The organism is Plantibacter sp. RU18, from assembly GCF_050613355.1.
GTDB lineage: Bacteria > Actinomycetota > Actinomycetes > Actinomycetales > Microbacteriaceae > Plantibacter.
In genome coordinates this window covers 355,547-367,621 of the sequence record NZ_CP159618.1, presented here as the reverse complement: position 1 = coordinate 367,621, position 12,075 = coordinate 355,547, and the positions used below count along the sequence as shown (strand labels likewise).

Sequence of the window (12,075 nt, the reverse complement as noted above, 5' to 3'; positions counted from 1 at the left end):
GTTCGGATGTTCATCGGATGCTCCGGTCTTGCGCTCGACCGGACGAGTCCGCGAAGAAGGCGATCTGCGCCTCCTGCAGTCGGACGCGTTCCGCCCTGCCGTCCACGAGCCGCAGGGCGACGTCGTGCCCCGGCACGAGCATGCCGCCGGTGTCGGTGAGCAGGGAGCGCAACCGGTCGATCGTGGCGGTGCTCGCGTCGTCGTCCAGGCTGGAATCGGCCTGCATGGTGGTCAGTTCGTGGACGTTCTTGACAGCGTCGCCTGCGAAGAGCAGGTGCTCATCGGAGTGCTCGATATGGAAGGCGAGGTGGTGGGGTGTATGACCGGGGCTGGCGATCGTGTGGATGCCGGGGAGGATCTCACGGCCGGGTGCGGTGCGTTCGACGCCGTCGGTGCACGTGCAGCAGCTCCTGCACGTGCAGGTCGGGGATGAACGGGGTACCTGAGGGGAGCTGCGCAGCCCAGGCGAGCTCCCGCTCCCCCACCCATGTCGTCGCCTTCTGGAACATCGTGAAGTTCGAGACGTGGTCCCAGTGCAGGTGCGTGATCAGGACGTCGGTCACATCGTCGGTGGTGAGCCCCAAGTGCTCCAGACCGGCACGGATGAGCGGGATGTAGGCGGGCTGACCCGCATCGATCAGGACCTTGCGCTCCCCGTCGTCGAGCAGCCACAGACTGCTCCAGCCGAAGGCACCGTGCGAGCTCGACTTTCCGGGAAAGCCGTCGACGAGCGGATGAGCGGTGTAGCCGCTCATCGCGTCGACACCACCGCGGACCGTGCTGTGCGAAGCATCATTGCTCTCCTCAATCTCACTCGGATCACTATACTATAGCAGATATCGCTGATGCAGTCGCGAGCCGGCAGACCGGTCGATCAGCCTTGGCGGAGCCGCTCCGTCGCGCCAGTGATGTGCGTCCGCATCATGTCCGCGGCTCGCGCTCCGTCGCCCGCGACGATCGCCTCGAAGATCTGGCGGTGTTCGGGGGCCGCGCCCTTCGCACCGGTCTGCCCGAACTTCGAGAACAGCCGGAACCGCTGGATCTGCCCGCCCAGCGCGACATACGCCATCTCGAGGAACCGATTGCCCGATTGCGCGGCGATGAGCATGTGGAACCGGTCGTCCGAGCTCCAGTAGGAGTTGAACCCCTCGGTCTCGATGTCCGCCGCGGCGGCGGACGCCTCGAACTCCTCGACCGACGAACGGAGCGCGGAGACGAACTCGTCGGTGAGGCGTCCGGCCGCAGCTTCCGCCAGACGCGGTTCGAGGAGGAGACGCGCCTCCATGAGCTGCTCGACCTCGTCGCGGGTCATCATCGGCGCGACCCGATACCCGCGCAGGGCCTCGCGCTGGACGAGACCGGTGTGCTCGAGCCTCGCGAGCGCCTCGCGCAGTGGCGTCTGACTGACGTTCAGCTCCCGCGTCAGGGCGCCGATGTTCAGGCTCTGCCCGGGCGTGCGCTCGCCCGACATGAACTGCTGCAGCAGGATCCCGTACATCTGATCGGCGATCGGTTGCTTGGCCGTCGATGGTTCGATCATGTCTGACTCCTCTTGCTCCGCATCCGTCGAAGACTATCGTGGTGACGCCGATCGGCCCGGAAGGCGGGCACCGTGGGACCGTGAGCGACTACGGTGAGGCCGTGACCGTCGTGATCGTGGGACTCGGACAACTCGGCTCAGATGTCGCCGCTCGCCTCCTGGCGCGCGGCGAGGACGTCGTGGGCATCCGGCGGACACCGCCGCCCGAAACCGCTCCCCTCCCAGCGCCCGCTGCGGTCCCCGAGCCCGCCTCGCTCACCGAACCCACCCCGCTCCCCGAGCCCGTCGAGGGGCACGTCGCCCTGCACCTCCTCGACATCGTCACGGACATCCCGTCCCTCCCGGCCGACACGACGGCCGTCATCATCAGCCTCGCCCCACGGGCACGCTCCGTCGAGGCGTACGACGCGCTCTACCGCAATGGCATCGCGAACGTCCTCGCCGCGGTCGCCGCCCTGGCCGGTCCAGCTCCGCGTATCGTGTTCGTCTCGTCGACCGGCGTGTGGAGCGAGGATTCGGGCGAGCAGCTCGACGACACCAGTCCCGCGCGGCCGGCCACCGGCACCGCCCGGGCGCTCCTGGCCGCCGAGGACTCCGTCCACGCCGCCGTCGACGAGGCCTGCTGCGTCCGCTTCGGCGGGCTGTACGGTCCGTCGTCGACGATGCTCCTCGACCAGGTGCGTGCTGGCCACGTCACGCGCCCGTCGGGTTGGACCAATCGCATCCACCGCGACGACGCGGCGGCGGTCGTCTTGCGTCTGCTCGACCTCCCGGCCGGGTCACTGCCCCCGGTCGTCGCCGGCATCGACGAGGAGCCTGCGCTGCTGTCCGAGGTCGTCGACCACCTCGCCGAGCAGCTCGGCGTCGCTCCCCCAAAGCTCGACGAGGTCGGCCGCACTCCCGAGGAACGCCGTCGCGGCAAGCGCATCGCAGCGACCTTCCTCCGCAGCTCCGGCTTCATCTACCGCTACCCCACCTACCGCGAGGGCTACGGCGCCATGTTCCACGCGTAGGCCGCGGTCCGAGAGCAGGACAACAGCCGGCAGCAGGCCCCAGGGCGCGATTCCATCCTGCCCCCGCGCGAATCTCCTGCTGCCAGCCGGAGTCAAGCGCTAGGGCTGCTCGCGCACGGCCGCCATCGCGCGCCGCCCGGAGGGGACGAGCACGGCCACGGCGACCACCACGAAGGTCAGCACCCCGGCGACGACGAGCAGCAGCTCGACGGACACCACGTCGGCGAGCGGACCGAACACGATCATGCCGAGTGGCATCGACACCGCCATCACGATGCCGACGAAGCCGAACACGCGCCCCTGCCGTTCGGGCTCGACCCGCTCCTGCAGCAGCGTCATCGACGTCGTCGAGAAGAACGGCACAGCGAGACCGAGCAGGAACATGAAGCCGAAGAACACCCACAGGTTCGTCGACAACCCGAGCCCGATCGACAGCGCACCGAAGACCACCGACGAGCCCACGATGAGCAGCACCCGGTTCTTCGTCCCACCCCAGATGGCGATGATCGCGCCACCCCCGACCATCCCGATGCTGAACGCGAGCTCGTTGACGGTGAGCATCCAGACCTCGTCGCCGAAGGTACGCGCGATCATGAGCGGCGTCAGGTACGACGGTGCGACGATCAGCAGGAACACGATGGCGAACAGGAGGAGCAACCATCGGACGAAGCCGTGGTGCCAGACATACCGGACGCCGTCGGTGAGGTCGGCGAAGTAGCCCGGTCGCGCTCCAGCACGCACGAGGGTGCGCACCGGCACGAGCAGCAGCAGGCCGATACCGATCACGGCGGTCACGACGTCGACGAAGAAGATCGCGATGAGCGAGGCGCTCGCGTACAGGGCGCCGGCGGCGGCTGGCGCGAGGAGCATCATCGCCGACTGGATCGACCCGTTGATGCCGTTCACCCGCATGAGCTTGTCGGTCGGGGTGATCTGCGGGATGAGCGCGGACACCGCCGGCATCTGGATCCCGGCACCCACCGAGCGGATCGCGAGCGTCAGGAAGATGAGCCAGAGCTCGGTCACGCCGTTCAGCAGGAAGATCGCAAGCGCGAGCGTCGTGATGGCGATCGATCCGTCGGCGAGGATGATGAGCAGCTTCCGGTTCAGCCGGTCCGCCCAGACGCCCCCGAAGATCGAGACGACCGCCTGCGGCAGGAACCCGGCCACCGCAGCGAAGGCGAGCACGACTCCCGATTTCGTCTCGAGGGTGAGGTGCCACATGATCGCGTACTGCACGAGCATCGAGCCGAACAGCGACACCGTCTGGCCGGAGAGGAAGATGCCGACGTTCCGCCGCCAGCGCGGGTCCGTCGGCACGTCGAGTGGGCCGTCCGACGTGGCGCCCTCGATCGGCGGTGTGTCAGGGTGCACGTCCTCGACAGCCATGTGGACACCGTACACATATCGCTCTGAACTGTCCAGCCTGATCGTCGAGAAGCGAGGTGGCCGAACGCCTCCACACGAACGGACCGAGCCGCTACGCGGTGTGGCGGAGGAGTTCGCCGACGATCTGCGGCCAGCTCGGCGGGGGTGGGTTCTGGTGCCCCATCCCCGGGACGACGACGAGGCGTGCGCCCGGGATCACTCCGGCCAGCCGCTCGCCGTGAGCGAGCGGGAACAGTGGATCCTGGGCACCGTGGATCACGAGCGTCGGGAGGGTGATCGAGTCGAGGTCGCTCCGGGCACCAGGGCCGTCGGCGAGCGACCAGTGGCTCTCCGCCGAGCGGAGAGAACGCGTTCTGGCCGCCGCGGCGGCCGCGATGCGCCGAATGCGCACCTCGTCGACGGGGATACTGCCGGAGAAGAGCCGTTCCATCTCCACGAAGGAATCGCCGACGGCATCCGGGTCCGTCTCGTCGACAGGCTTCGGCTCCGACGCGAAGCTCTGCATGAGCTCAGGGGTCGGCGGCGGGAGCGAGGCGGCGAGCGCGCTCCCCGGTCCGCCAGGCGTCGTGGACATGAGGGTGATGGTGGCGAGCAGTTCAGGGCGTCTCAGCGCGAGCTGCTGCACGAGCCCGCCACCGAGTGAGAGGCCGACGACGTGCGCCGGTGCAGCGTCTGCGTGCTCGATCAGTGCGGCGAGGTCACCCAGGAGCTCGTTGCCGGTGTATTCGGCGGCCCCCGGCGGGACCGTCTCCGACTGACCCGTGTCCCGGAGGTCGTACCGGAGCACACGCCGCGGTCCGCTCGTCGCATCGCCCGCGGCCAGCGCTCGGCAGAACTCCTCGTCCCACCAGTCCATCGAACTCGACGCCCCGGCGACGAGCAGGATCGCCGGAGCTGAGCGGTCTCCGAACTACTGGTACGCCAACGCCGCGCCGTTCAGTTCGACGATCGACACCGCTGACGACTCAGGCTGAGACGGGGATGTCTCCTGCGCAGGCATGCCCATACCGTAGACATCTCAGTCCGTCGTGTCCAGGCTTCGCAAACGCCCCCGCACGATGGCCACCACAGCCACGGTGCAGCCCCGAGGGCCGAACGGTCAGGCGGCGAGCGATCCTGACGGGATCTTCAGGCCGGGCCGACCTCCTCGCATTGACGCTCCGTGCGTCGCGAAGTTACGCTGGCCCAGCGGCACCTGAATCGATTCATGGCCGTGATCGCACCGAATCGAAAGGTCAGCCTCGATGACGAGTGCCACACCACTGCACCGTGTGTGCTTCCAACTGCAGGTCAGACCGGAGCGCCTGGCGGAATACCGCGAGCGCCACGCCGCCGTCTGGCCCGACATGCTTGAGGCCCTTGCCGCGACGGGGTGGCGGAACTACTCGCTGTTCGTGCGCGACGACGGCCTCCTGATCGGGTACTTCGAGACCGAGTCGCTCGAGGCTGCACAGGCCGGCATGGCCGAGACCGAGGTCAACGCGCGCTGGCAGGCCGAGATGGGCGAGTTCTTCGTCGACCTGGATCTCCCGCCCGACCAGGGCTTCCTCCGACTCACCGAGGTCTTCCACCTCGAGACCCAACTCGCCGCCCTCCCCGCCCCGACACCCGCCCCCTAACCCAGCCCCACCCCCTCCTTTTTTCTTTTTTCTTTTTTTTTCCCTCCCTAACTCAGGAAGCGGTCGGCGGGTCTCGGCTCAGCGCCGATGGGCCACCACGACACGCCGGAGCACTCCTGAGTCAGGGCGAGAGCAATCAGCGGGAGTGGCGCCGTTGAAACGATTCACGTAGACTCACCCCAGACCATCCGCGACGCACAGAGAAGTGATCATGACCAGTTTCGACACCATCACCCCGCTGCTCGAGAAGCAGGCCATCGAGCTCCCCTCCTGGGCGTTCGGCAACTCCGGCACCCGCTTCAAGGTGTTCTCCACGCCGGGCACCCCGCGCACACCGGAGGAGAAGATCGCCGATGCCGCCAAGGTGCACGAGTTCACCTCGCTCGCGCCGAAGGTCGCGCTACACATCCCGTGGGACCTCGTCGACGACTTCAGCGCCCTCCGCACGTTCGCCGAGGATCACGGCGTCGCGCTCGGCACGATCAACTCGAACACCTTCCAGGACGACGACTACAAGTTCGGCAGCCTGACGCACAGCAACCCGGTCATCCGCCAGAAGGCGATCGACCACCACTTCGCCTGCATCGACGTGATGCACGCGACCGGCTCGCAGGACCTCAAGATCTGGCTCGCCGACGGCAGCAACTACCCGGGCCAGCAGGACATCCGCGGTCGCCAGGACCGCCTGGCCGACTCGCTCCAGCAGATCTACGCGCGCCTCGGCGATGAGCAGCGCCTCGTGCTCGAGTACAAGTTCTTCGAGCCCGCTTTCTACCACACCGATGTTCCGGACTGGGGGACGTCCTACGCCCAGGTGGCGCAGCTCGGCGACCAGGCGCTCGTCTGCCTCGACACCGGCCACCACGCACCCGGTACGAACATCGAGTTCATCGTCGCGCAGCTCCTGCGCCTCGGGAAGCTCGGCTCGTTCGACTTCAACTCGCGCTTCTACGCGGACGACGACCTCATCGTCGGTGCGGCCGACCCGTTCCAACTCTTCAGGATCCTCTACGAGGTCGTCCGCGGTGGCGGCCTCGACGACGATTCACCGGTCGCGTTCATGCTCGACCAGTGCCACAACGTGGAGGACAAGATCCCCGGCCAGATCCGTTCGGTACTGAACGTGCAGGAGATGACCGCACGTGCGCTGCTCGTCGACCGCGACGCACTCACCCTCGCGCAGGAGGCGGGCGACGTCCTCGGCGCGAACGGCATCATGATGGACGCGTTCTACACCGACGTCCGCACGCCGCTCGCCGAGTGGCGCGAGAGTCGCGGCCTCCCGGCAGACCCGTTCGCCGCCTACCTGGCGTCCGGTTACCAGCAGCAGATCGCCGAGGAGCGCGTCGGCGGGACGCAGGCCAGCTGGGGCGCGTAGTCGTCAGCGCATGACGAAGCCCCGCGACCATTCCGGTCGCGGGGCTTCGTCGTCGACGCGTTCGCTCGCCCACTCATGGGCGAATCACCGCTCACTCGCCCGAAGATGGGCGAATGAATGTGACTTACTTGGCGAGGAACGCGAGCAACTGCTCGTTCACCTCGTGGTGGTGGGTCCAGAGCATGCCGTGCGGGGCGCCCTCGATCTCGACGTACTCGGCGGACGGCAGCGCCTTCGCGAACACCCGTCCGGTCGAGTCGATCGGCAGCACGCGGTCGCCCGTGCCGTGCACGATGAGCGAGGGGACGTCGATCTTCGCGACGTCGGCACGGAAGTCCTCGAGCCACGTGGGCTGAGCGGCGACAGACGCGTACGGCGACGCGTTGTAGGCGAGCTGTGTGTTGGCCCGTAGCGCCTCATCACTCAGGCGCGATCCGAGGTTCTCATCGGTGTTGAAGAAGTTCTTGAAGAACTCGGTGAAGAACGCGTAGCGGTCCTCGGTGACGGCCTCGAGGAGTCCGTCGAACACGTCCTGGGGGACGCCGGTGGGGTTGTCGTCCGTCTGCAGGAGGTACGGTTCGAGTGACCCGAGGAAGACGGCCTTCGCGATGCGATCCGAGCCGTAGGTGCCGAGGTATCGACCGACCTCGCCAGTCCCCATCGAGAAGCCGACGAGCACGGCGTCGTGGAGGTCGAGGCCGTCGACGACGGCCTTGAGGTCTGCGGCGAAGGTGTCGTAGTCGTAGCCGACGGTGGGCTTCGACGACTTGCCGAATCCACGGCGGTCGTAGGTGATGACGCGGTAGCCGGCGTCGAGGAGCGCGGCGGTCTGCTTCTCCCACGAGGAGCCGTCGAGCGGATAGCCGTGGATGAGGACGACGGGCTGGCCGCTGCCGTGGTCTTCGACGTAGAGCTCCACAGCGGCGCTGTTCTCGGTTCCGGCGGTGATGAACGACATGGTCCGTTTCCTTTCATCCGGGCGCTCGAGCCGATGGCCCGATCCAGCGCCGCACTCCGAGAACGCTCGTTCTCAGTTGCTTCGTCCACTCTAGGGAACGATCGTTCTCAATGCAAGTACACTGGAGGAATGACCAGCGAACATCCAGTGACGACCGTCCTCGGGACGAACGAATCACCGGCGCGTGCCGCCACGTCGAACCTCCGCGACATCATCGTGGACGCAGCGGATCGGCTGTACTACGCGAAGGGGATCCAGTCCGTCGGTATGGACGAATTGCGCAGCGCGGCCGGGGTCTCACTCAAGCGCCTGTACTCCGAGTTCCCAAGCAAGGAGGACATCGTCCTCGCCGTGATGCAGCACCGTCACGAGCTGTGGACCACCGGCGTCAGCGCACTCGTGGACGATGCCGAGACGCCGCGCGATCGGCTGCTCGCCGTCTACGACTACCTCGCCGGCTGGTTCAGCGAGGACTCGTTCCGCGGGTGCGGCTTCATCAACGCGTTCGGCGAACTCGGTGGCGTCTCCCCCGCGATCGCGGCGATCACACGCGAGCACAAGGCGTCGTTCCAGGACTATGTCGCCGACCTCGTCGCCGACGCCGGAGCGCCCGCGTCCCTCGCCCCCCAACTCGCGATCCTCGCGGAAGGCGCGCAGACCACTGCCGCCATCACCGGCTCCTCTGCCGCCGCCCTCGACGCCCGCGCCGCCGCAGGGACACTCATCGACGCCGCGCGCTGAGCTCTCGGAACCAGCGCCACCCGCCCTCGTCCACAACTCCTGCGATTTGAGGCCCGCACCGCCTGGCGTGCCACCAGACAGGTCCGTCAGTCACATCCAGCAGGAGTTGCGCACACGTGCCGCTCCTGAATCCACAACTCCTGCAACCTCCACAACTCCTGCAACCCGAGCCACATCCGGCCCGACACGCGGACCTCAGGCAAAGCGAGGCGGTCATTAGCAGGAGTTGCGCACACCCCGGGGCACTGGCCTCGACACGTCCTGTGGGCCGGCCGGTTCGGACAGACCAGGGCCGAGTCGCGCACGCCTGTGACATCCTGTTGAGACGGACACGAACGGACAGGTCCGAACCGGCCGAACGGGAGGCAGCATGGCGACGACGGGGACACTCGGCGCCGAGGAGCGACGCGCCCGCCTCACCGCGATCCTCGAGCGCGACGGCAGCATCCGCCTCGAGGACGCAGCCGCCGAGCTCGACGTCTCCTCGATGACGGTCCGCCGCGACCTCGCCGACCTCGAGCAGGCCGGCGTCGTGCGGCGCGTGCGCGGTGGCGCGATCCCGACCCTGCGCCCGCGCACCTTCACCGAGCGCTCAGCGACAGGTATCCGCGAGAAGGGCGTCATCGTCGAGAAGCTGCGCTCACTCATCCCGAACGACGGCGCCATCGCGATCGACGCGTCGAGCACCGCCGGCGGCATCAGTCGGCTCCTCGGCGGCTCCGCGCTCACGGTCGCGACGAACTCGTACCCGAACTTCCTCCTCGCGGGCGCGAACCGCGAGATCTCCGCGATCCTCGTCGGCGGGCAGGCGGAGTCGCGCACCGACAGCTTCATCGGTCCGATCGCCTGTCAGGCCGCCGGATCCCTGCTCTACCGTCGCTTCTTCCTCTCGGCCGCCGCGGTCGACCCGGTGATCGGCAGCTCCGAGGTGACACTCGAAGAGGCGCAGGTGAAGCAGGCGTTCGCGCGCGCCTCCGACGAGACGATCCTCGTCGCTGCTTCGTCGAAGCTCGGGCAGCGGGCCATGGCGGTCGGCTTCGCCCTCGCCGACATCGACCTCCTCGTGACGGAACTCGACCCCGCCGACCCCGCACTCGACGCCTACCGCGGCGCCGTCGACCTCCTCTGACCGCCCGCGACACGTGCCCGGCGGGCATCCCTCGACCTCACTCAGGAACGTCGCGGCATGTCGACCCCGTGCCGCCACCGCTGCGGCCCGACGCGCCGAGAGATTCCTGCGTGAGGGCAATTCGGCTCCTGAGTTGGGGAGGTTCAACACAGCACGATTGCGGCTTGCGCGGGTTGTGACTTCTTGTCATACTTAACACGATCGAACACCGGGCACGGACGTGCCCCGACGAAGGAGTACGAATGTCCGTGAACCCCACCGCGCCGATCAACCCCACGGCTGCCGAGCTCATCGCCCGCAGCAACCGCCTCGGCAGCGACCCGAAGAACACCAACTACGCTGGCGGCAACACCTCCGCCAAGGGCTCCGAGATCGACCCGGTCACGGGCGAGCCGGTGGAGCTCCTCTGGGTCAAGGGCTCCGGCGGCGACCTCGGCACCCTGGCACCCGAGGGCCTCGCGGTCCTCCGCCTCGACCGCCTCCTCGCGCTCCAGCAGGTCTACCCCGGCCTCGACCGCGAGGATGAGATGGTCGCGGCCTTCGACTACACGCTCCACGGCAAGGGCGGCGCGGCACCGTCGATCGACACCGCGATGCACGGCCTCGTCGACGCAGCCCACGTCGACCACCTGCACCCCGACTCCGGCATCGCCATCGCGACAGCCGCCGACGGCCCGGACCTCACGACGAAGATCTTCGGCGACAAGGTCGTCTGGGTCCCGTGGCGTCGCCCCGGCTTCCAGCTGGGTCTCGACATCGCTGCCGTCAAGGCGGAGCACCCGCAGGCGATCGGCACGATCCTGGGCGGCCACGGCATCACCGCGTGGGGCGACACCTCCGACGAGGCCGAGGCCAATTCGCTGTGGATCATCGAGACCGCGAGCGCGTACATCGAGGCGAACTCCCGCCCCGAGCCCTTCGGTCCTGCACTCGACGGCTACGGGGCGCTGCCCGAGGACGAGCGACGCGCGAAGGCAGCCGCCCTCGCACCGACCATCCGTGGCATCGCCTCCGCCGACCGCCCCGTCGTCGGTCACTTCACCGACAGCGCGGAGGTCCTCGACTTCCTGGCGAGCAGCGAGCACCCGCGCCTCACCGCCCTCGGAACGAGCTGCCCCGACCACTTCCTCCGCACCAAGGTGAAGCCGCTCACCGTCGACCTGCCTGCCACGGCGAGCGTCGAGGAGATCGTCGAGCGTCTCGACACCCTGCATGAGGCGTACCGCGCGGACTACCAGGCCTACTACGACCGGTACGCGACGGCCGACACCCCGGCCATCCGCGGCGCCGACCCGCTCATCGTCCTCGTCCCCGGCGTCGGCATGTTCAGCTTCGGCAAGGACAAGCAGACCGCCCGCGTCGCCGGCGAGTTCTACGTGAACGCCATCAACGTCATGCGCGGCGCCGAGGGTCTCTCCACGTACGCGCCCATCGACGAGGCCGAGAAGTTCGCGATCGAGTACTGGGCCCTGGAGGAGGCGAAGCTGCAGCGGATGCCGAAACCGAAACCCCTCGCGACGCGCATCGCCCTCGTCACCGGCGCCGCCTCCGGTATCGGCAAGGCCATCGCGACCCGTCTCGTCGCGGAGGGCGCGGTCGTCGCGATCGCCGACCTCTCGCTCGAGAAGGCGCAGGCTGCGGCAGCAGAGCTCGGCAGCACGGACGTCGCGATCGGCATCGCGGCCGACGTCTCGGATGAGGCGGCGGTCCAGGCGGCGATCGACGCGACCGTCCTGGCGTTCGGCGGCCTCGACCTCGTCGTCAACAACGCGGGTCTGTCGCTGTCGAAGTCGCTCCTCGAGACCACGGAGGCGGATTGGGATCTCCAGCACAACGTCATGGCGAAAGGTTCGTTCCTCGTCTCGAAGGCAGCGGCCCGTGTCCTCATCGATCAGAAGCTCGGTGGCGACATCGTGTACATCTCGTCGAAGAACTCCGTCTTCGCGGGGCCGAACAACATCGCCTATTCGGCGACGAAGGCCGACCAGGCCCACCAGGTACGCCTGCTGGCAGCGGAGCTCGGCGAGTACGGTGTGAGGGTGAACGGCATCAACCCAGACGGCGTCGTCCGCGGCTCCGGCATCTTCGCCTCCGGTTGGGGTGCGAACCGCGCGAAGACGTACGGCATCGACGAGCAGGACCTCGGCAAGTTCTACGCGCAGCGCACCATCCTCAAGCGCGAGGTCGTCCCCGAGAACGTCGCGAGCGCCGTGTTCGCGATCTGCACGAGCGACTTCAGCCACACCACCGGACTCCACATCCCCGTCGACGCGGGCGTCGCCGCGGCATTCTTGCGATGAATGCGCCT

12 protein-coding genes are annotated in these 12,075 nt (G+C 68.0%); 6 read left to right on the top strand and 6 right to left on the bottom strand.

What is annotated here, in order from left to right:
• Positions 1-10: 10 nt before the first annotated feature.
• From ABMA10_RS01690 to ABMA10_RS01680, 3 genes are all read right to left on the bottom strand, one after another.
• Positions 11-295 (bottom strand): hypothetical protein, encoded by a 285-nt coding sequence (locus ABMA10_RS01690; protein WP_347870155.1) that lies wholly within the window; start codon positions 293-295, stop codon positions 11-13.
• Between the two features lie 64 nt (positions 296-359).
• Positions 360-755 (bottom strand): MBL fold metallo-hydrolase, encoded by a 396-nt coding sequence (locus tag ABMA10_RS01685; RefSeq protein WP_347870054.1) that lies wholly within the window; start codon positions 753-755, stop codon positions 360-362.
• A gap of 119 nt (positions 756-874) precedes the next feature.
• Positions 875-1,540 carry a GntR family transcriptional regulator gene (locus tag ABMA10_RS01680; protein ID WP_347870053.1) on the bottom strand — a complete coding sequence of 222 codons (666 nt, stop codon included), beginning with the start codon at positions 1,538-1,540 and terminating at the stop codon, positions 875-877.
• A gap of 41 nt (positions 1,541-1,581) precedes the next feature.
• Here ABMA10_RS01680 and ABMA10_RS01675 point away from each other — a divergent pair, with 41 nt between their 5' ends.
• A complete protein-coding gene (locus ABMA10_RS01675) occupies positions 1,582-2,553 on the top strand; it encodes an NAD-dependent epimerase/dehydratase family protein (RefSeq protein WP_347870052.1) in 972 nt (323 codons plus the stop codon).
• Between the two features lie 99 nt (positions 2,554-2,652).
• On the opposite strand, the gene ABMA10_RS01670 is transcribed toward ABMA10_RS01675, so the two are convergent.
• Both ABMA10_RS01670 and ABMA10_RS01665 read right to left on the bottom strand, forming a co-directional pair.
• The gene (locus ABMA10_RS01670) at positions 2,653-3,942 is read right to left on the bottom strand and encodes an MFS transporter (RefSeq protein WP_347870051.1); all 1,290 of its coding nucleotides are present in this window, start codon (positions 3,940-3,942) and stop codon (positions 2,653-2,655) included.
• A gap of 91 nt (positions 3,943-4,033) precedes the next feature.
• Entirely contained in the window at positions 4,034-4,825 is a 792-nt protein-coding gene (locus ABMA10_RS01665) for an alpha/beta fold hydrolase (protein WP_347870154.1), read from the bottom strand.
• Positions 4,826-5,186: 361 nt separating this feature from the next.
• Here ABMA10_RS01665 and ABMA10_RS01660 point away from each other — a divergent pair, with 361 nt between their 5' ends.
• Both ABMA10_RS01660 and rhaI read left to right on the top strand, forming a co-directional pair.
• On the top strand, positions 5,187-5,561 hold the full coding sequence (locus ABMA10_RS01660) for an L-rhamnose mutarotase (protein WP_347870050.1): 375 nt from the start codon (positions 5,187-5,189) through the stop codon (positions 5,559-5,561).
• Positions 5,562-5,772: 211 nt separating this feature from the next.
• Positions 5,773-6,939, top strand: coding sequence for an L-rhamnose isomerase (rhaI, locus tag ABMA10_RS01655; protein ID WP_347870049.1), 1,167 nt, complete (start codon positions 5,773-5,775; stop codon positions 6,937-6,939).
• Positions 6,940-7,063: 124 nt separating this feature from the next.
• Here rhaI and ABMA10_RS01650 read toward each other — a convergent pair whose 3' ends face one another.
• Complete coding sequence (locus ABMA10_RS01650) at positions 7,064-7,897, bottom strand: alpha/beta fold hydrolase (protein WP_347870048.1); 834 nt, start codon at positions 7,895-7,897, stop codon at positions 7,064-7,066.
• Between the two features lie 129 nt (positions 7,898-8,026).
• On the opposite strand from ABMA10_RS01650, the gene ABMA10_RS01645 reads away from it, so the two are divergent.
• The 3 genes from ABMA10_RS01645 to ABMA10_RS01635 all read left to right on the top strand — a co-directional run bounded on the left by ABMA10_RS01645 (position 8,027) and on the right by ABMA10_RS01635 (position 12,067).
• Entirely contained in the window at positions 8,027-8,638 is a 612-nt protein-coding gene (locus ABMA10_RS01645; RefSeq protein WP_347870047.1) for a TetR/AcrR family transcriptional regulator, read from the top strand.
• A 370-nt stretch (positions 8,639-9,008) separates the two neighbouring features.
• The gene (locus ABMA10_RS01640) at positions 9,009-9,767 is read left to right on the top strand and encodes a DeoR/GlpR family DNA-binding transcription regulator (protein ID WP_347870046.1); all 759 of its coding nucleotides are present in this window, start codon (positions 9,009-9,011) and stop codon (positions 9,765-9,767) included.
• A gap of 242 nt (positions 9,768-10,009) precedes the next feature.
• Complete coding sequence (locus ABMA10_RS01635; RefSeq protein WP_347870045.1) at positions 10,010-12,067, top strand: bifunctional aldolase/short-chain dehydrogenase; 2,058 nt, start codon at positions 10,010-10,012, stop codon at positions 12,065-12,067.
• Positions 12,068-12,075 lie beyond the last annotated feature (8 nt).